This window comes from Hyphomicrobium sp. 99 (genome assembly GCF_000384335.2).
Taxonomy (GTDB): domain Bacteria; phylum Pseudomonadota; class Alphaproteobacteria; order Rhizobiales; family Hyphomicrobiaceae; genus Hyphomicrobium_B.
This window is the reverse complement of the sequence record NZ_KQ031382.1, coordinates 102116-122234: the sequence shown is the minus strand read 5'-3', so window position 1 is coordinate 122234 and position 20119 is coordinate 102116. Positions and strand designations below refer to the sequence as shown.

17 protein-coding genes and 1 tRNA gene are annotated in these 20119 nt (G+C 56.4%); 11 read left to right on the top strand and 7 right to left on the bottom strand.

The window, feature by feature from the left end; genetic code table 11:
- Window positions 1-67 precede the first annotated feature (67 nt).
- The 4 genes from G359_RS00845 to tsaD all read right to left on the bottom strand — a co-directional run bounded on the left by G359_RS00845 (window position 68) and on the right by tsaD (window position 3617).
- Window positions 68-736: a class I SAM-dependent methyltransferase gene (locus tag G359_RS00845; RefSeq protein ID WP_045834586.1), complete on the bottom strand. Its 669-nt coding sequence runs from the start codon at window positions 734-736 to the stop codon at window positions 68-70.
- Window positions 733-1173, bottom strand: coding sequence for an EVE domain-containing protein (locus tag G359_RS00840; RefSeq protein ID WP_045834585.1), 441 nt, complete (start codon window positions 1171-1173; stop codon window positions 733-735). The genes G359_RS00845 and G359_RS00840 overlap by 4 nt, the downstream gene beginning before the upstream one ends.
- Window positions 1174-1493: 320 nt before the next feature.
- Window positions 1494-2489: an NAD(P)H-dependent glycerol-3-phosphate dehydrogenase gene (locus G359_RS00835; RefSeq protein WP_045834584.1), complete on the bottom strand. Its 996-nt coding sequence runs from the start codon at window positions 2487-2489 to the stop codon at window positions 1494-1496.
- Window positions 2490-2546: 57 nt separating this feature from the next.
- A complete protein-coding gene (gene tsaD / locus G359_RS00830; RefSeq protein WP_045837492.1) occupies window positions 2547-3617 on the bottom strand; it encodes a tRNA (adenosine(37)-N6)-threonylcarbamoyltransferase complex transferase subunit TsaD in 1071 nt (356 codons plus the stop codon).
- Between the two features lie 160 nt (window positions 3618-3777).
- Here tsaD and hemC point away from each other — a divergent pair, with 160 nt between their 5' ends.
- The 4 genes from hemC (at window position 3778) to G359_RS00810 (ending at window position 8991) form a co-directional block, all read left to right on the top strand.
- Entirely contained in the window at window positions 3778-4710 is a 933-nt protein-coding gene (gene hemC / locus G359_RS00825; protein ID WP_045837491.1) for a hydroxymethylbilane synthase, read from the top strand.
- A complete protein-coding gene (locus G359_RS00820) occupies window positions 4710-5435 on the top strand; it encodes a uroporphyrinogen-III synthase (protein WP_045834583.1) in 726 nt (241 codons plus the stop codon). Before hemC ends, G359_RS00820 begins: the two co-directional genes overlap by 1 nt.
- A gap of 131 nt (window positions 5436-5566) precedes the next feature.
- Window positions 5567-7282, top strand: a complete 1716-nt coding sequence (locus G359_RS00815) for a COG4223 family protein (RefSeq protein ID WP_045837490.1) — start codon at window positions 5567-5569, stop codon at window positions 7280-7282.
- Between the two features lie 20 nt (window positions 7283-7302).
- Window positions 7303-8991 carry a heme biosynthesis protein HemY gene (locus tag G359_RS00810; protein WP_045834582.1) on the top strand — a complete coding sequence of 563 codons (1689 nt, stop codon included), beginning with the start codon at window positions 7303-7305 and terminating at the stop codon, window positions 8989-8991.
- A 20-nt stretch (window positions 8992-9011) separates the two neighbouring features.
- Here the strand turns inward: G359_RS00810 and G359_RS00805 are convergent, their stop codons facing one another.
- Window positions 9012-9746, bottom strand: a complete 735-nt coding sequence (locus G359_RS00805; protein WP_045834581.1) for an outer membrane protein — start codon at window positions 9744-9746, stop codon at window positions 9012-9014.
- Between the two features lie 593 nt (window positions 9747-10339).
- On the opposite strand from G359_RS00805, the gene G359_RS00800 reads away from it, so the two are divergent.
- The 5 genes from G359_RS00800 (at window position 10340) to G359_RS19540 (ending at window position 14815) form a co-directional block, all read left to right on the top strand.
- Window positions 10340-10415: transfer RNA gene (locus tag G359_RS00800), tRNA-Thr, on the top strand.
- Between the two features lie 439 nt (window positions 10416-10854).
- On the top strand, window positions 10855-11913 hold the full coding sequence (locus G359_RS00795; RefSeq protein ID WP_045834580.1) for a hypothetical protein: 1059 nt from the start codon (window positions 10855-10857) through the stop codon (window positions 11911-11913).
- A gap of 2 nt (window positions 11914-11915) precedes the next feature.
- Window positions 11916-12509: a hypothetical protein gene (locus G359_RS00790; protein ID WP_045834579.1), complete on the top strand. Its 594-nt coding sequence runs from the start codon at window positions 11916-11918 to the stop codon at window positions 12507-12509.
- A gap of 297 nt (window positions 12510-12806) precedes the next feature.
- Complete coding sequence (locus tag G359_RS00785; RefSeq protein ID WP_052699131.1) at window positions 12807-13745, top strand: MrcB family domain-containing protein; 939 nt, start codon at window positions 12807-12809, stop codon at window positions 13743-13745.
- A gap of 140 nt (window positions 13746-13885) precedes the next feature.
- Complete coding sequence (locus G359_RS19540) at window positions 13886-14815, top strand: restriction endonuclease (RefSeq protein ID WP_197077512.1); 930 nt, start codon at window positions 13886-13888, stop codon at window positions 14813-14815.
- Between the two features lie 347 nt (window positions 14816-15162).
- Here G359_RS19540 and G359_RS00775 read toward each other — a convergent pair whose 3' ends face one another.
- Window positions 15163-16128, bottom strand: a complete 966-nt coding sequence (locus G359_RS00775) for a hypothetical protein (RefSeq protein WP_045834578.1) — start codon at window positions 16126-16128, stop codon at window positions 15163-15165.
- 891 nt (window positions 16129-17019) lie between these two features.
- Here G359_RS00775 and G359_RS00770 point away from each other — a divergent pair.
- The gene (locus G359_RS00770; protein ID WP_156150635.1) at window positions 17020-17427 is read left to right on the top strand and encodes a hypothetical protein; all 408 of its coding nucleotides are present in this window, start codon (window positions 17020-17022) and stop codon (window positions 17425-17427) included.
- A gap of 5 nt (window positions 17428-17432) precedes the next feature.
- On the opposite strand, the gene G359_RS19535 is transcribed toward G359_RS00770, so the two are convergent.
- Window positions 17433-18725: a tyrosine-type recombinase/integrase gene (locus G359_RS19535; RefSeq protein ID WP_052699129.1), complete on the bottom strand. Its 1293-nt coding sequence runs from the start codon at window positions 18723-18725 to the stop codon at window positions 17433-17435.
- 559 nt (window positions 18726-19284) lie between these two features.
- Here G359_RS19535 and G359_RS00755 point away from each other — a divergent pair.
- Window positions 19285-19539, top strand: a complete 255-nt coding sequence (locus G359_RS00755; protein WP_045834576.1) for a hypothetical protein — start codon at window positions 19285-19287, stop codon at window positions 19537-19539.
- The last annotated feature ends 580 nt before the right edge of the window (window positions 19540-20119 follow it).

The following is a 20119-nucleotide window of genomic DNA, read 5'->3' as shown; positions in this document are numbered from 1 at the left end:
GATGGTTGACCTATTGTCGTCCCGCCCAAAAAGTTTGTGGTTCAATATCGCACTGCCGCAAGTTCCGCTATGCACCCCAGACGGTCGTCCGCTTGATGTCGTAATCCTCGAGTTCGCGCGTTACCGGCACCTGATATTCTGCTAGCGGTGTAAATCGGTTTTCGGGAAAATAGCTTCGGCGCGGATCACCGATGTAAATTAGGCATCCGCGTTCCTTCGCCCGGTCTATGTACTCAATGACGCGGGTTGCGAGCTGGCGCTCGTAAAAGAGGTCGCCCACTATAATGACGCTTTCGGGCGGGGGCTCGCCGCCCAGGAGATCGGCATCGGTCGTTTCGATGGCGACCCCGTTCGCCTCGGCGTTAATGGCGGAGGCCGCGATCGCCAATCCGTCGATATCTGCGGCGAGGACGGATGTGGCGCCTGACATGGCGGCTGCAATGGCGGAAATTCCAGAGCCCGCACCGATATCCAGAACGGCCCGGCCGCGACAAATCTCGGAATGATCGAGCAGGTAGCGGCTGACGGCCTGCCCTCCGGCCCAGGCAAAAGCCCAATAGGGCGGCGGCACGTTCAGCTCACCAAGCTCGTCCTCGGTCTTTTGCCAAATCGGCAGCGACTCTTCTGCGAGGCGCAACGTGATTTCGGGGACCAGGGGCGGGACGATGGGCTTCGTGTTTTCGAGTATGAACCGTTTTGCGCTTTGAGGATCAGCGGGATCGAGCCGGGTGATCATTGATCCTTGAGCGTCTTCAGATCGACACCGCCCATTTTGCAGATTTCCTTCCATTCGTCGGCGGACACGGGCTGGACCGATAGACGTGAATTGTTGGCGAGTACCATGTTTGAAAGCTTGGGGTTGGCCTTAACGGCGTCGAGGCCAACGGGCTTCGGGACGGGTGTGACCGCTGCGACGTCGACGCATTCCCACTTGCCGGTCTCGTCTTTCGCCTCGGGATGAGCAAGCGCAATGATGCGGAGAATTCCGACGATCTCTTTGCCTTCGTTCGAGTGATAGAAAAATCCGAGGTCGCCGACTTTCATCGCCCGCATGTTGTTGCGAGCCTGATAGTTACGGACGCCGTCCCACGCTTCGCCCTTTTTGCCGCGGGAAACGAGATCGTTCCAGGAGAAGACGTCGGGTTCGGATTTCAGGAGCCAGAAGGCGGTCATGCTCAGCCTTTATGTAAGAGGCTCGTGCTAGCGCGAAACACCAGGTTGCTCAAGCAGCGCCAACAAAAACAAAAACCCCATGCTCGCAAAAGCATGGGGTTTTAGACGCGACACGAAACTTTGGTGGTCAACGAACCTTGAGGCCGCGACCTGTTTCTCCGTTATCTCAGCAAGGCCTTGATATTCGGTAAAGGCGTTAAGCTCGCCGTCGCTCGAAATCGGAAAAAGTGAATTGCTCGCGCCCGATTCATCGACAGATGCTGGGTTATCGCCGACATTCAGGCTGAATGGTCGCAGCTAAAGATGCCGTTGCGAGGCGCTTAGTCTTCGGCCTTCAGCGGCCGTTGCATCAGCGCTGTAATCGCTTCATCGACTTGAAGCCGGCCTTGGATGATCCCATGCACGGCTTCGGCGATCGGCATTTCGACGCCTTTCTCGCGCGCGAGGCGAACGAGTGCGGCGCAGGTATAAACGCCTTCGGCAACAGTCACGCGCGCACCTAGGAACTCGCTGAGGCTCCGGCCTTCTCCGAGGGCACGTCCGAGCGACATGTTGCGCGACTGGGCGCTTCCGCACGTCAGGATGAGATCCCCGAGGCCGGAGAGGCCGAGCAGGGTTTCGGGCCGTGCGCCCATTGCCTCGCCGAAGCGGCGAAGTTCGGCAAATCCGCGGGTGACGATTGCGGCATGGGCGCTCGCTCCGAGGCCGCGGCCTTCGACGATGCCGGCTGCGATGGCGAGCACATTCTTCACGGCGCCCCCGAGTTCCGCGCCGAGCACATCGTTCGACCAATAGAGACGCATCTGGCGAGAGGAGAGTGCGGCGGTCAGCGCGCGGCCGACGGTTTCGTTGCGACAGGCGAGTGTCAGTGCCGAGGGCAGCCCGCGCGCGACATCGGCTGCGAAACTCGGCCCCGAGAGAACTGCGCGCAGCACTTGGGGTGCCGTTTCTTCCAGGACATCGCCCATGAAGCGGCCCGACGCTTCCTCGATGCCCTTCGCGCAGATGATGACGGGCGTGTTTTGGGCCAGTTGCTTTCCGAGCTTGCCGATGACGCTGCGCAAATGCTGTGCGGGGACGACGGCCAGGATGGCGTCCGAAGCTGCCGCGGCGAGAAGGTCGGGTGTGGCGCGGATCTCGGGATTGAGGCTGACGCCGGGGAGGAACGTCCGGTTTACGTGCCGCACGTTGATGTCCTCGACGACCTCGGTCTCGCGCGCCCACAGCGTGACCTTCATCTGGCTATGCGCCAACGTCTGCGCGAGCGCCGTGCCCCACGCGCCGCCGCCCACAATGCTCACCGACTTGATTTGCACACGTGCCCCCGGATCCAATTTTTTTAGTTTAGCACGGCATTTTGACTGGCGCTGCTCTTAGGCTTTGACGCCCGCGCCAGCTGCCTTCGCCGCGTCGGGATCAAGCGGCCAGCGCGGTTTTACGGGTGCGTCGAGGCCATCGACGAGGCTTGCTGCCAAACGTTCTGCTCCAGCCCAGGCTATCATGGCGCCGTTGTCGGTGCAGAGTTCGAGCGGTGGCGCACGGAAAGCGAAGCCGAACTCCGCTGCTATTCCGACGAGCGTCGTTCGCAAGGCTTTATTGGCGGCGACGCCGCCTGCGGCGACGAAGTTTCGGGGTGCGTCGTCGGGCAACAGTGGAAGGATGCTGCGGATCGCCAATCGCACCCGGTCGGCGACGCTGTCACAAACGGCCGCCTGAAACGACGCGCAAAGGTCGGCGATATCCTGCTCCGAAAGCGGTGAGATCTTTGCGGCGGCGTGGCGCACCGCCGTCTTCAGGCCAGCAAACGAAAAATGGGGGTCTTCGCGTCCCATCATCGGCCGGGGCAGGTTGAACCGGCGCGGATTGCCTTGCAGGGCGGCGCGTTCGACCGCTGGGCCACCGGGCATGGGCAGCCCCAGCAACTTTGCCGTTTTGTCGAAGGCTTCGCCGATCGCATCGTCGATCGTCGTCGCGAGCCGGCGGTAACGGCCGACGCCTTCGACCCAGAGCAACTGGGTATGTCCGCCCGATACCAGAAGCATGAGGTAGGGAGGGCGCATGCCTTCGGTCAGGCCGGCAGTCAGGGCGTGGGCTTCGAGATGGTTGATGGCGAGGAAGGGAATGCCGGTCGCGAGCGCCAGGGCCTTGCCGCTGGTCGCGCCCACGATCAGGCCGCCAATGAGGCCCGGTCCGGTCGACGCCGCGACGGCCGAGAGGTCACTTAAGGCAACGCCTGCTTCTTCCAGAGCCTTCCGAATGAGAATGTCGAGGCATTCGGTGTGGGCGCGGGCAGCGATTTCCGGGACGACACCGCCATAGAGGGCGTGACTTTCGAATTGGGAAAGCACCACATTAGATAAGATGCGCCCGGTGCCCGCGGCGTCGCGTGCCACGACGGCGGCGGCAGTTTCGTCGCAGCTCGTCTCTATGCCCAGAACGAGCACGGGAGCGGGCGCAAAATCGGTAAGCTCAGCCATATGTTCAGGAACTTGCCGGCGCGAGGTTGGAATTCGCGCGCCTTTGGAGCATTAGTATCGCCCGAATAACGGCACTCCTACCGGAAACACGGACATGAGCGCCCGCCTAGCATCCGGAGAGACCTTTTTGCAAGCGACGCGCATTCGTATCGGAACTCGTGGTTCGCCTTTGGCGCTTGCCCAGGCGCACGAAGTGAGGGCGCGCCTGATGGCCGCGCATGGACTGCCGGAGAGCGCCATTACCATCAACGTCATCAAGACGACGGGGGATCGTGTGCTCGATCGGCCGCTGGCCGATGTTGGCGGCAAAGGGCTTTTTACCAAAGAAATCGAAGATGCCCTGCTGTCGAATGAGGTCGATGTCGGCGTCCATTCGATGAAGGACATGCAGACGGTTCTTCCCGACGGGCTCGTCGTCGGCGCCGTGCTGCCGCGCGAAGACCCGCGCGATGCCTTCATTTCGTTGCGGCACGCGGATTTCAATTCGCTGCCGTTGAATGCGGTTGTCGGCACGTCATCGCTGCGACGGAAGGCGCAAGTCCTGAATGCCCGGCCGGATCTTCGGGTCGTCGAATTTCGCGGCAACGTGCAGACGCGGCTTCGCAAGCTCGAGGAAGGCGTCGCCGAGGCGACATTTCTCGCTGTTGCGGGTTTGAAGCGGCTCGGGATGCAGGATCGCATTACGGCGCCGGTTTCAATCGAGCACATGCTGCCCGCGGTGGCGCAGGGTGTGATCGCGCTCGAAATTCGCGACGGGGATGAGGCGACGGCGGGGCTGATCGCGCCGTTGAACGACCCGGAAACGGCTGTCGCGGCTACCGCCGAGCGTACGTTCCTTGCCCGCATGGAGGGCTCGTGCCGCACACCCATCGCCGGGCACGCCGTGATCAACGCTGGCGAGCTGGTCTTTCGCGGGCAAATTCTGTCGGTGGACGGCAGCAGAAGTTACGACGTTACGCGAAGCGGCTCGCCGGAGGATGCCTTCGATCTCGGCCTTGCCGCAGCGGATGAAATTCTTACAGAGGCTGATCCTGCCATTCTTGTTCGAACGAACGCCTGATGCATGTCGTCGTCACGCGGCCAGCTGGCGATGCCGAGCCGCTCAAGTCGCGCATTGAAGCGCTGGGCTGGCGTGTAACGCTCGCGCCGCTGATCGAGATCGTGCCGGAGGCTATTCCAGAGGACATTCTTCGTGGTGCGACCGCGCTGATCGCGACAAGCCGCAACGCGTTGTCGGAGGCCCTGAAGTCCGCAACCGATCTGCCGCTTTTCGTTGTCGGGCCCGGAACGGCTGCGGCGGCCCGGGAAATAGGTTTCACGAAAGTCATCGAAGGTCCGGGAACGGGGTCGGAGCTCGTGCCCATTCTCGCTTCGCGGCGGGCGGAACTCGGCGCACGTCCGGTTTATCTTCGAGGCGACGTCGTTGCCTTCGATATCGAAGGGGCGCTGGCGGAAGCGGGCATCCACGTCAGGGCAGCGAATGCCTACCGGTCTGTCGCCGCTGAACATTTAAATCCGGCGGTCATCAAAGCGCTTCAAAACGGCAATATCGACGCCGTCACGCTGATGTCGCCGCGCACGGCTCAGACCTGGGCACGCCTCGTCGCCAATCTATCGCCGCCGGTACAACTTTCCGGCGTAACCCATCTCTGTCTTTCCGAGCGGGTGGCTGAGGCCTTGGGGCAACCGGAAAAAGCCTGTAACGTTCTAGTGGCTTCATATCCTAATCTTGAAGAAATGATTGCTCTTGTAAAACGTCTCGCGGCAAATTCGAAAGCGGAGTAATAAGGCGCGTATCGGCCGGTTAGATGCCCGGCTTCAGAGCTCTCTCAACAGATAAAAATTTTGGCTGAATGCCCGGCTATTGGCCGGGATCAGGTGGCATACGCGAGTTCCGTGTGGAGGCTAAAGCTTCGATGGCAGACGACAAATCGAGTGCAGGATCAAACGCCGGTAAACGGCCGTACGCGACGCTCGACCTCAAGGCGACCGAGGTTGAAACCACGGCGAAAAGTGACTCATCGAAGGCGGGTGCAAAGGCCCCCGGCGCCGACGTGCCTCTTCCCGCAGCGGCGCGATCCTATGCGGAGAAGCCTGCTGACGCCCAAGCGAAGGCCGACACTTCGACGCCGAGATTTCTGAAAAACGATAACGCGAAGTCGTCATCGGCATCGTCGGCTGCCGCCTCTGCTTCCACGTCGGGTGCTAGCAGCGCGCCCGACGATGATGACGATGATGATATCGTCGTCCGAAAGAGAGGCGGTTTCTTCAGTCATCTCGCGGCGGGCATCGTCGGTGGCGCTCTTGCGCTGTTCGCCTATCAATGGGCGCTTCCGCAGCTCGGGATCATACGTTCGGAAGATGAGGTTGCGGCTTTCTCGCAGCGCTTGGCCGACGTCGAGAAGAAGCAGAGCACTCCCGTGCCTCAGCCGGACTTGAGCAACATCGAATTCCGCCTCTCCGATCTCGAGTCGACGACGAAGAAAATTCCCGCGATCACGGAAAGCCAGAGTCGCCTCGTTGCGGAAACGAAGGCGGCGCTCGCGTCGGCGGCCTCGGACGCTGGATCGACGCAGCTCATCGAGCGGATCGCCAAAGTCGAAGATAAGCTCAAGGCGCTTGCCGACGCGGGCGTCAATGATCCCAATGCCAATCGCATCGAGCAACTCGCGGCGTTGACCGGCAAAATCTCCGATCTTGAAACCAGCCTTTCGACGCAACTCACCGCTTTGCGCGTCAGCGTCGCCAAGGACGTCGAGGGTCGCGTGCAGGCGGCGACGGAAGCGAGCGAAGCGGCGCGCGCTGGGACGCAACGCATCGACAAGGACGTCGCGGGGCTCAAGACGGACAACGTTCGCATCGAGACGGAAATCGGGGCGGTGAAAACTGCGACTGATCATGTCGCGGCGGATCTGAAGGTCGCTCAGGATGAGACGCAGAGCCTCAAGACCGCCTTCGAGGGCCTGAGAACTGCTGCTGCCAAACCGGCGGATATTGCGGCCGCGGTTCAGCCTTTGTCAGACCGAACGGCTGCTCTTGAAAAGAGTGTTCAGGGTGTCGTCCAGGGAGATGCGGAGCGGAAGCAGAGTGCCGAACGCGTCGTGCTCGCACTCGAACTGCAGAATTTGCGGCGTGCGCTCGATAGCGGGCAGAACTTCTCGAGTCAGCTTGCTGATGTGAAGAAAGTCGCGGGCAATGCTGTCGATCTCTCGGCTCTCGATAGATTGAAAGATACCGGAGTTCCCTCGCTCGCAGAACTCAACAAAGATTTCAGAACTGCCGCCGACAACGCTATCGATGCTGACGCGGAGCCCGAGAATGCGACCGTCGTCGATCGGCTCTGGGCCGGCGCAAAATCGGTTGTTCGCGTCCGCCGTGTAGATTTGAAGGCAGACGACAAGAGCACCGAGGCTATCGTCGGGCGCATGCAGGTCGCGTTGAACGACGGGCGTTTGCCCGATGTTCTGGAGGCCGCAAAGGAGCTTTCGCCAAAGGCGCAGGAAGCGGCGCGGCCATTTCTCGATAAAGTCGCGGCGCGGGTCAGTGTCGATACTGCGCTGGCCGGTCTCGAATCCCAACTCAAATCATCGATTGCGACCGGCTCTCAGCAGACGGCGAAGCCGTCGCCTTAATCATTCAAAGGGTTTGCGTCATGGTGCGCCTCGTCGTCTATCTGCTTACGATCGCCCTCATCGCCTCCGGCCTCGCCTGGCTCGCGGACAAGCCCGGCACGCTGCAGATCGCCTGGCAGGGGTATGATATCGAGACGTCGGTCTTTCGCGCGGTCGTCATTCTGGCGGCTGCCGTGGCGACGCTGGTGTTCCTGTGGTCGGTCTTCAGGGCGCTGTGGAACAGTCCGGCTGCTCTCGGCCATCGTTTGTTGCGGCAGCGGCAGAAGAAAGGGCTCGACGCCCTCTCTGGTGGCTTGATCGCGATCGGCGCGGGCGACAGCGCACTTGCTTCACGTTTCGCCCTTCAGGCGAGAAAGACACTCCCGCACGAGCCGTTGACGCATCTGTTGCGGGCGCAGTCGGCTGAGCTTGCGGGTGATCGGGCGGCGGCGCGCCGCATTTATGAAGCTATGCTCGCTTCGCCGGAAACTGAGCAACTCGGGCTTCGCGGTCTTTTCCTCGAAGCACAGCGTGAGGGTGCGGGCGAAGCAGCCCGGCAATTCGCAGCGCGCGCGCTCAAAGCCAATCCAAAGCTCGGATGGTCGTCGACCGCGCTCTTCGAGCAGCAGTGCAAGCAAAAGGATTGGCCGGGTGCGCTCGCGACACTCGATCACGCCAAGAAGAGCGGCCACATCGCGAAGGCGGCGTTCGATCGCAAGCGCGCCGTTCTGCTAACGGCGAAGGCAGTCGAGATCGAGGATGATGCTCCGGACAAGGCGCTCGCATGGGCGCTCGAAGCGCACGCGCTTGCGCCGGATCTCGTGCCGGCGGCCGTGGTCGCAGGACGCATTCTTGCGTCGCGCGGCAACACAGCCAAGGCCGCGAAGGTTCTTCAGAAGACGTGGACGAAATCTCCGCATCCCGATCTCGCGTCGACCTACGCCCATGCACGTATCGGCGACAGCACGCGCGACAGGCTCGACCGCGTGCGGCAGCTTGCGGCGCTCAATCCGCATTCGATCGAAAGTCCCATCGCGGTTGCTACGACGGCTACTGAAGCGCGGATGTATGACGAGGCGCGGCGCGCACTCGAACCGCTGCTGGCAGATCGCCTGACACAGCGCGTCGCCATGTTGATGGCGCGCATCGAGGCAGGTGAAAACGGCGAGAAGGGTCGCGTGCGCGAATGGCTGGCGCGGGCGATGCATGCGGCGCGCGATCCGGCCTGGATGGCCGACGGCGTCATTTCCGATCATTGGGAGCCGACATCGCCGGTCGATGGCCGTCTCGATGCCTTCCAATGGCGTGTGCCCGTTGAAACGACGGACGGCAAGGGCAGCGAAATTCTCGCAAGCAAGATCAACGAGCTGATCGCGATTGCGCCGGTTGCAGGGAGGGTCGACGACGGCCCCTCCGAGCTGGGAAAGGTCAACAGTCCGGACGATATTGAAAGCAAGCTCGCCCAGTCTGACAGCGACGTCGTGGAGGCCGAACCTGTCACCGTAACAGCGAAGCCCAACGGAGCTTTCAACGGCGCGGCGGGGCCTCTGCCTGTGGCGGACGATGCGGCTACCGTTATCAAGAGGCCGTCGCCGGATCGGTCGCCCGTTGCGAAGCCTGATACGACGTTTTTCGCTACGCCTCGGGCGCCAGACGATCCCGGGACTGATCCCGCCGAGCCAGAGCTGGAACAGCCCGTAGCGCGGCGGAATTTTCGGACGGTCAATTAAGGTCCATCGCTGGGATGATGCTATTTCAGTGGGAGCGGTTCCTCCTGGTAATAGCTCTCGCCGCCACCAAACTTGTAGCTGAGCGACACACGAAGCGTGTCGATCGGGCCGAGCCTCGTTGCGATGTCCGATCCGCCATTCAACGCGGGCGCATCGGCGATGAAAGTGTCCTTGCTGAAGTCGTAGTGCAGATATTCGGCGGTCAAGACGAGGTTGTAAGCGAAGAGCAGTTCGAAGCCGCCGCCGTAGACCGCTCCCATATCGTCGGAGTGGAACCTCGCCCTTCCTGAGATTTCGTCGGCGTCCCTGAATGTATATTCGGCGTTGCCCCAGCCAATGCCGGCGGTGCCGAAGACCATCGCGTTGTCGAAGAATGCGTACCCGAGGCGTCCGCGAACGGAGCCGATGCTCTCGAGCCTCGCACTGGCACTGTCGATGCCCGGGCCACCGTCATCGGGAATGGCGGTTTCTGTTTTTCCAACGCCCCACGACCAGTCGCCTTCGACGCCTAGGACGTATCTGTCGATCTGGAAATTGTAGCCACCCTTCACACCGTACGTCGGGCGGTCTCGGGTGCCGGAATGAAGCGGAGGATCTCCGCCGACCTGGTCATCAAAGAGCGTGGCGCTCGGACTGTCAAATACTGCGCTTGCGATACCGCCGACGTAGAACCCGTTGAATTCGCCGGGGTCAGCAACTGCCGTTCCGGCGCTAAAAATCACTGCAACTGCTGCAATACCAAAGACTTTCACCATGACGAGACATCCCTCACGCCAATATGTACTTGGCCCTAGGGGTGCCTCGCGATTGCTCCGCATACAACTTAAACCGCGAATCACTCGCGACATTTCTGTGCATCGTTGAATCTGCAACGGGAGAAGCATTTGAAAATGCGGACGTGAGAGGAAGAGGCGCGCGCAAAAAGCAACAATCGCGTCGAGCACTTTGTGGATGGCGTCGGCGGCGGATTTGGTGGAGGCCCGCACGCATCCGTCGTCGTCCGGTTCGAGGTGAGGCCTCGCGCCGAGGCACCAACGACGGACATGACCCAAATCATCGGGCGGTTGCCCGTGCGGCGTTTTTGCCTCTGACAGCGCAACATCAGGCTTTCAGAACAGGAGATTAGCGCGTTGATGCCCCATCGAGCCCGGCGCTACCGTTTGCATCTTGCGATGTCGGGATGGGTGCGCTAGGACGCTCGAACTCGAAGCGCGATGCGCCTTCCAAGGTTTGCCCGGCCCCGGCTGGACACACGAACCAGGATCAGGGGGCAATCGGTGCTTTGAGTGTGCCTGAAAGCATTTTCGCGCACGGTCATCGGCAAGCAGTCACCGGCTTTGTCGATTATGCCGCTTTAGCTCAGCCGGTAGAGCACGTCATTCGTAATGACGGGGTCGCGTGTTCGAGTCACGCAAGCGGCACCATTAAATCAATCGGTTAGCTCCGCCGTATCTCTAAAAGAATCCCACGGACACCGATTTAATCCCACCCTGATACCACAATTCCGCCGGTGCGATCTTCCCCGCTATCCGAATGGTCGCGTGCTCGACGTTCAGTCGCTGCGCTCCTTCACTACGCATTCGCTCGCTGCGCTCGCTCACGCTACCGGCTGAGCTAAAGCGGCATAAATCGACAAAGCCGGTGATCGATAAGCCTGAGGCGTGCGCCTGTTGAGAACGTAGCCCTGGACATCCTGAGTAGCTGAAAGGTCGGACCCCATACGAAGGGGGGACGGGGCCTCAAGGGCCTCAGGAATTGCACCTCGAATCTCGCTGACAGAAATTCGGAAGTTAGCGATCGGAGTGGACGGAAAAAACATCGCTATTGCTTGTGCTCAAAAAGATAGCGAGGCTGAAGCATTAAATGCGAATCGAAGGTGCAATAATGGCATCGCTGAAATTTGAACGTGCGGTTTATCTTATCAGTGCAAGGATTTTGATGCGCCCCGAAGATGCGCCGAAGACTTCCTTTATTGAAACGATGAACATATTGAAGGGGCTTTACCTGACGGATCGTGCATTCGCAGCCCTCAATGACAGCGATGGCGTAGTCGACGACACCGTTGGACTAACACCGGACGCCGCAAGCATAACAAATCACGATCTCGGCGACGTTGTTTATATTTCTGACTTTCGAGAGGACAGCGAAAATAACCAGACCATCTTGCTCATAACGCGCGGCGACACAAGCATTTCAAGCCCGGCGTTCGTCCATTCAAAAGAACGCGCGGTACGAATTGCCAAGCCTCGAAAGGATGAGGCGCCGGGACACTCCTGCCACGTAATATTTTCTCATGAGCCCGATAAATCAGGTGGCCACAGAGTCACGATTGAAAAAGTCGCCAACGTTTCAAGAACGCTCGTCACCCGCTTCCTGAATTCGCTGTTGCGTAGCGAGGCAAGGCGAGCCGGCAAAGTATTCGAGCGTAACCTGGGAAAACCTGGTCGGGTCAAGTTTCACGAAAGTATCGAATTCGCGCATCATCCCGGGCAGAGTTTAGAAAAAGACATTCACGATGGCCGCGTGACAAGCATAACACTGATTGCTCGCAACAACGAATTCGCCGGGCCAGATGATTATGTGAGAGTGAAGAAAGTCAAACGCGATCTCGCGCTATCGATCGATTACGAACGCGATCCGAAGAGGATCCTGAAGTGGATTCATGATTGGCTTCCAGGCTTCGCACGGGAAGAAAAATACGATGAAGTCCAGTTTCATATTGAGGGTTTAAACGGAGGGAAAGGTAGTGCGAGTCCAACTTTCGCACTGGACAAACTTGAGGCTGCCAGCACGCTCTACGCACGCACTGCAATAATCAAAGGCTTTGAAAAGCCTTTGGAGCAATGCGAAAGTGAGTGCAATCCGGAAGTGATAAAGAAGATGCAAGAAGTGCATGCGAACGACGAAAATTGGAAGTCGTAAATATGTGGTTCTTGAGACAGTTGCTAAGCCCGTTCAACTATCTTTTCGTCGAGGTAGGCAGCGGCTGGCTAAGATCCAAAAGATTCATCGACATTGTCGCTCCGACCATCCTCGGCACTATTCTATTTTTCATTCACTGGTTTCTCTTGGGCAATCCCGATTTTTTTGGGACGACGCAGTTCGCCGAAAGGTTTTCAAAGTTTTTTGAGCTACTCGCTGCTTTCTTTATTGCGGCTCTCGCGGCGGTCGCCTCGATGGAACGTAAGTTCCTAGACCAACCGTTGCGAGGCGAACCCGCACAGCTGTCGAGATGGTCAAACGACGCCGGTAGGTTAGTTCCTAAAATGGTGAGCCGAAGGCAATTCGTCTGCTATCTATTTGCATATCTATCTGCAATAGCGCTCTTGATAGTATTTGCTTTGCCGTTTTGCGAATTCTTCGTCTCCGCTTGTGACGAGAAATGTAATGCCTGCGGCTATAAACTTTTATGGATCGTAGGAAGGTATTGTTTTTTCTGGCTGCTCGCCAACATCTTCATAGTCTCGCTTTACGGCATATATTTTCTGAGCGATCGCATTCAGGATGATTCGGTCTGAGTGATGGCTTACGGCTAGCCATGACGTGGATAGTTTATCAAGCGACCAACACTAACTATTTTCGACGAACCTTTCCAGGCCACCTTGGCCCTTCATCCGGGTCGATAAGCTCGCCTTCAAACTGGGCGAGAAACTTCAGCACGTGTTCTTCTTCGGCGAAGCACGCTGTTGAGCGAGCGTCAGCTAAGAAGGATGTCCTGGCCTCTACAGGAGGAAAGAGTACTCTAAGGCATCAGGAATTTCCTCGCGAATCTTGCTAGCAGAAATTCTGCGATCGCGACGATCGAGGGAGCCCTCATGCGGGAAGAATTATTGAAGGTCGGAACAAGTCTCATTCGTGCCCGAGAGGAAAAGTTCACCGATCATCCGATAGCTAAATACATTCGATCTGAACTTAGAAACTCCGTCCAATTTTCATTGGGCGATTTTTTTCTTTCCATAAAGGCAAGTGCCGGAGCAGGCAATTGGGCCGCTATTCCCTGGGTAGGAGTGTTCGATCCCATCGTTACCGAGGGTGCGACGACCGGCTACTATGTCGTCTATCTTTTTGCCCCCGACCGGGGAGAACTTGTTCTGTCGCTCAATCAGGGGGCTACAGCTGTACTTCAAGAATATGGGAGCAATGGGTTAAGCGTATTGCGGACTAGAGCAGACTTGATGCGCGCTCGAATCGCCGATCACGTTGAGCTCTTTGATCAGAAGGTCATTGAATTGGGGTCTAAACTGTCATTGCCTCGTGCGTATGAAGCAGGACATGTGTTTGGTCGCACTTATCCAATAGACGACCTTCCGAAAGAAAGCGAACTCGTCGCCGATTTGCATCGAATAACCAGAACTTACTTAGCCCTCACTTTTCGGGGAGGTTTGGCGCCAGAGTTAGATCCGTTAGGATCACCGAAAGAAAGTGAGAAGCAAACCGAGCTACTAGAAATTCGACGTTACCAGATGCACCTGAGGATTGAACGCAATCCAAGGGTTGGTGCTGAGGTGAAGCAATTTCACGGTACAATCTGTCAAGCATGTCGTTTCGATTTCAAAATCATGTACGGGGCAATCGGAGAAGGTTTCATAGAAGCACACCATCTTCGACCCCTAGCGACACTGAGTGAAGGCGAAACCGTAGCTTACAACATTTCTACGGATTTTGCGGTGCTTTGCGCGAACTGCCATCGGATGATCCATAGACTAGATGATCCATCAAATCTTGCGGGACTCAAGCTTCTCCTCGATCGCTAATTGATTTAACGGTGAGTGCGCTGCGTAACGCACTATTCCCGAGTTTACCGGGGACGACTTCAATAGGAGTTTTCAGATGAATTTATCGTACTGGGGCATTTGAAATGAACAAAGTGTGGTGCGTTCGCGCTGAATCTGGAATGTACACCAAAGCCTTCATTCAAGGTGGCTACGTTGCAATCGGGTGGGATCAGCTAGAGGATTTGTCGCGAGTGACGGTCCGCGAACAGCTTTTGCTCCTTTATCGAGCGGCCTATCCAAACGACAGCAACTTAGTTGTGGGACAGCAGGTAGGACAGATCGCTCGGTTCCGATTTGAGATTCGCGCTGACGACTTTGTCGTTACGCCGGGATCCGATTCTAACAATCTTTTTTGGGCCCAGGTCGATCCGAATGCGTATTATTTCCAGGCTGGCGATCCAAATTGCCCTTTCCCTCATCGGTTGCGAGTGCGGTGGACGGAAAAGCCCTTGCCGCGCGCGACGCTTTCAGTCCCCCTTCAGCGAACTTTGGCTTCGTCTCTTACTGTCTTTCGGGTTGCTCAGCACGACGAATTTGTCGCTGCGATCGGAAAAGGGAGCCTGGTCACAAATTCGGAATCTTCGCCGTACGATCCTTATGGCACCGTCTTAAACCAAATTCTTGAGCTCGACGATAAAGAGTTTGAAATCCTCACGGGACATCTTCTAGCGGCACTAGGGTTTGAAGGATCTGAAGTAACCGGAAAAGTGGGAGACGGAGGCGTCGACGCCAGGGGCGAGCTGAATGTCTCGGGTCTTGCAAAGGTTAGGATATTCGTGCAAGCGAAACGCTATAAATTAGGAAGAAAGATTGAGGCCTCAGTCGTCAAGCAACTAAGGCAATCCATACCTCGCGATGGGCAAGGCGCATTCATCACTACAGCGGACTATCAGGCATCTGCTCACCAAATCGCGCTGGACCCTAACTTCCCTCGAATTGGTCTGATCAATGGTCGCCAGCTCGTTGATTTAATAATTGAGCACTGGTCGGAAATTCCGGAAGAGTTCCGCGAGCAGCTCGGTCTGAAGCCCGGTCTGGTTCCAGTATGAGGGGTATTATCATTAGAAGGTATTGGGTTAGTCGTCCCATCAATTGATAGTTGAAGCGTATCGCTAGAAGCAAAGACGATCGATGGTGGTTATGCGATGAAGAAGAACTCACTTCAAAGAAGCCGGTACTCGGCTGTTGGATCTTAAACAATAAAAAAGACAATATAGATCAATTGGTTATGATTGAACCAATTTGACAGCTCATCATCTGCTCGTAATGCATTATTTGCCTGACCTCCTTTGACCTACAAATGAGTACCTGGTGAAGCGCCATTGCTGCTGATGACCGATATCAGAAGCACCCATTTTTTTCCTGATTGGAATCCGATCGTATAACTAATGACACTTCAGCCGCCAGTGTAGAATCGAAACTTCCAGGCATCGCTCTTTCCGACAAGAAAGTCCGCCCTCCTTTTACGGTAAGCTACGTAGTCCGATGAGCTTTCATATCCATCGATTGCATCCGAGAGCGGCCTTACCCCCTCATTATCGAGCTCAATGGCATCCGGGGACAGCTCGGTTTCAAAGAAACTGGGGTCAGCGTCTATTCCGATGTTCTGACCCATTCGAGCTACATAAGCGGTTTGCATCGCCGTCTTTAAGTCATCGCGCTGCCCCGGAAACGTGAGAAAACTATCGTGAACAGGAAGCACGAGGACGTCACGAGCCATAAACGACATCATCACATCCTCGGCGATGTCTGAGTCTACGCGCTGGAGTCGACGACCAATTCCTGATCCGAAGTGACTCGCGATCCTACTGTGTTTTTCTTTGATCGCATCTTTGAGATCTGCCCAAGTCCATCCCGGCGGCCGCTCTCTGCTGGCTGGCGCTTTGATCCGTCCCTCAGCATTGATCAAGGCAAGCAGCGTCCGCTTTATCAACTTGCGATATTCTGCGCTGACCCCGTCTAGCGCGTACGCATCTCCTTCGAGGGCATGACCTTCCATCGCGTACAGCATCGCTATTTGCATGTTCGAAAAATCTAGTTCGATAATGGGAGTCCAATTGATCGTTATAAACTTGCGATACTTGGAGGGAATATGCTGCCACCAACCTCCATAGAACCTTCCACCGTGGTCAAAACGACCGTTGTTGAACACTCTGTAGAGTTTACGTTGAAAGAGTAGATCGACAATAGGATCCGTCTTTTCGGTAAGTTCGCGTTCCTCTTCTACGCGCCCCTCTACGACCGTTTTAAATTCTTCGTCTGGCAGCAGTAGATCGATCCACTGCAGACTGACGAACTCATTGTATTTTTTTAGCCGGGCGTGCATCTGCTTCGTTTCATCTCGATCGGAGAAACTGATCAACTTCCCATCAGTTGACTTCAATCGAATTATTGGAAGTTCTTTGGTCGTGAATGAACGCGAGTTTGCCGCCGACTGACCGTGAACCTCAACACGAGGTGCACCCTCAGAAGCTCTCGCTGTCAGGACGCCATTGAACTTGGCAATCAGCTGATCCGTCGCTCGGATCCTCGTAAAATGACGAGCAATTACGCCGCCACCGGAGCCACGAAACTGGCCACCCGGTCGAAGCCGTATCAAGGCAGGTCGAGAACTGGCGAGATACTCGACAACGCGCCTGATACCTCTGGACCCGACAGATGCAGGGTTGCCCGGCCCTCTCGGGTACGAGTTGCTACTCAACGAAAGAGCTACATAAAGTGTCTTATTTCTTTGAAAGGCTCGGAGGAGATTGGCGAGGACAATGTCGGTGGCCAACGTAGTTGCGGCTAGGGCGTCACGTCGGTTTCGCAAGGATGACGTTTCATGAATGCCCGCAACGATTCCTTGGACGACGGAAGCGAACTCTGTGCTCAGGCCCAAGTCGAGGCGCAAGCCAACCGAAAATCTCGGATCGTCAGAACTCAGAGCGGCTCGAGCCATAATCCCCCCGAAAGGCTGTCTTTTCTTGCCCTCATCCTAGCAATAGCGTTTGCTGACTCAAAATGAGTCGTACAGCCCGTTTTCCCATTTCTTCGGGGGGTAGATACCGTCCATAAAGACGGGCGCCACGGGTCAATTTTGAGTCATCTAGAGGCCATTTGGTATTTTCCAGGGAATACCGCAGACACCACCTCAATTTAGCGTCCGATTGCGTTTCATCTTTCATGTGAACGGGGATCATCAGAAAAGACCGCTACTCACTTCTCACGTGGCGCGCAAGACTTCGCCTCGGCCAATTGGCGAGGTACAGCAATGCGCACACTCATTCTGCTCCTAAGTGTTTTGTGCGTTTTCTCCTTGGCACCAAGCGAGTCCAGCGCACAACGATATACGGAAGACCTTGATGATCGCTATTGCGGGATGGAGGATTGTCGCGCCGAATTCGATTCAATGCTCGGGGACATCGTGAAAGGCCTTGGAAAACTCGCGGTTGTCTTTGGCGGACCAATATTTGCTTACCGCTTTGGGCGTAACTTGCTTGCGGAGCAAAAGATGTCTGACGAGGAATTTTTCAACAAGTATCCTCATCATCGAGGTTTTGGACGAGAAAAAACTAGTGTCATCTCCACCTACATAATGCTCGTTTTAATTGAAGCAATTCTCGTCTTTCTTTGGCTGCTACTCGTCGCGCCACAAACGCTAAAGTCTCTCATGAGCTAATGTTGCTACGCTCGCAAAATCACGACGTTATTCGCCTCCCGTTCTCTTCGCATATCTTCGAGAAGCAAATCGTTGATATGGTTGGCCCAACGCCTGAGTGCTTCGCGTCTTTCGTCCACGAACTCAAACCTCTGGTAAATTCCGGTGAGTCCGCCAACCGCTGGACCAGAGATGTGATTGAGAATACGCTCTGTTATGTGTGGAGCAATGCCGAGACCTGCTAAGCCGGTTGCTCCTGTCCTACGCAGATCGTGCACCCGCCACGGCGGTATAGGATTGCCGCCGTTGAGCTTCTTGATTTTCGCATCGATAGCTGCCTTGGCTTTCGAGAAGCCTGATATCGGAAATTCTCGGTCGCCAACTTTCTTTGTCGTGAAGCAATACGTGGTGCCAGCTTTGTCGGCCATTGAATGGAATAGATTGACTGCCCAACCAGACAGATGAACGAGGTGTTCGCGCCCATTCTTTGTTCGTGATCCCGGAATAATCCACTCATGCTTGCGAGCCAGATCAAGTTCGGACCACGGAAGCTGAGCAACTTCGTCTCGACGCTGAAGCGTCAGCAGTAGCAACTTGAAATATGGCCCCCACGGATAAGGCAAGTCCGAGGCAGCAGACCAAACTAAAACGATTTCCTTGTCGGTTAGCACCCGGTCCCGGTCCTGATAGCGTTCAGGCGGAGTGAGGCTGTCCATAGGGTCAATCGGGATGATGTCTCGAGACAAACACCACTTGAAGAAAGGACGCATGGCATTGAAGACCTGCCTAGCGCCTGACTTTGTGATGCGTTCCTTGTTGTCGATTAGCGCGGTGATGTCTTTGCGCGTGATGTCCCCAACAAGCGTTTCGCTACCAAGCTTTGGGATCACCTCGACATTGAAGCGTCGGCGCACCTCGTACCAGTATGCGCCTTTGGGTGGATTGGTGTCTGGCTTGGCGTGCTTCTCAAACCATAGCTGAAACACGTCTCGCAGTTTGCCGTTGGCGTAAGCCTCGTGCTGTTTGTTCTTGAGTCTCCGCTTGTCGTTCTGCGGGTTCACCCCTTCAGCAATTGATGCGATGAGCTTGAGGGCTTCTGTTCGTGCAGCATCTAGATCCATCACCGGGTATTCCCCGAAGACGAAAAGTATCTGCTTGGCGTTGCGACCTCCCTCTCCGAGACGACGCTTGACCAGCCAAGACGCCTTGCCCTTGGGCGAAATTCGAAAAGCAAAACCCCTCAAATCCGCATCCCAAAGGGTAGCAACAACTCTGCTTCGGTAGGCCTTCTCAATGGCCTGTCTTGTGAGCTTCGCCATGGGGGTCAATTCGTTAAATTGTTGTTCTAGTTCAATTGCTTGCCACGCATTTCGAGTCTGCACAGAATCCCGGCTAGTGCCACGACGAGCGATTTGTCGAGATAAATCAGTTGCTTAGCGCCGATACGCGAGCGCGATGGACACCAAAACGGCGGCAGCTTTTGCTACCACCTTAATACCACGATTTGCGATTTGATACCACCCGAAACGCTCAAGGAAATGGTGCGATTTTGCCCGTAATCTGTGGTGTTTATTCGAAATTGATCGGTGTATGAGAAACGTGAAAAGTGGGTTCGCACGTCATTCGTAATGACGGGGTCGCGTGTTCGAGTCACGCAAGCGGCACCACCTCATTAAATCCAATAAAATCAAATGTTTGTGCCGCTTCTGCGAGGTGGCATTGCTGCGCATTTTGCTAATCGGATTGGGGAATTAAGTTCCGGACTTTCTATCGAGCGCTAACCGGCACGGCTCCACGCTGCATTAACTTCGCAAGCGCCTGCAACTCACAAGATGGTCGCGATGTTTTGAGGAGATCCCGAACAGAAGGATAAAATCCATGTTCAGAGTGACTGTAGCGGCTTTTGTGATCGCGATCGCTTGTCTCCCGGCATCCGCGCAGGACAAAGCGAAGGAGTGGTGCACCAACGCGCACATGCAGCAGATGAAGCTCCAGATCGACAAGATGACTGACGCTGCGAAGAAAAAAGAAGCCAAAACTTATCTCGCCATGTCAAAGGCTGCGATGAAGGCCAAGGACATGGATGGATGCGTCAAGCACATGGAAGAAGCCCACCATGCGATGGGCCTCTGAAACTCATCACGCTGCACCCAAGCGGCCGTCAGATGGCTGAAACATCCCTCACGCTTGCAGTTTCGCGAGATGCCTTGGTCTACCTGAAGGCCGCTTTCACACAGTCAGGCCTCTAGTCCTCCGATGGGCCTCGAGGTGTGTCTCAGTTATTCGGTCTGGATGTGCCTGTCTCGCCAGTACTGTTTCCTGACGCTGGATGGTCGCCAGGTGTTTGCGATTTCATACGACCGGTTGGTGAGGTGGGCAGCATGCGGGTCTTTTGGTTCTCGCTGCCGGGAACGACAGCGCCAGGAGTGACACCGGGGGCCGGCGATCTTGCTTTTGGATATTCGGGTGTCACTCGTCCTGTACCGGGCGCCTGTGCTGATGCGGCCGTCGCGGTCAAGAGAGAGCCGAGCACTGTTACCAAGATTAGTTTCTTCATGTTCAATCTCCTTTGAGACCGGTTCACGAAGGAAACCTGTTCAAGCTTTTCGCTGTTCCGTGTGAGCCACTCCCTGGCTAGTGAGCTAGAGTGCCATCGTTCCGGCAGTGAAGCTCAGTCGCGCTGGCCGCACCAATTCCCAATCTGGATTTGATC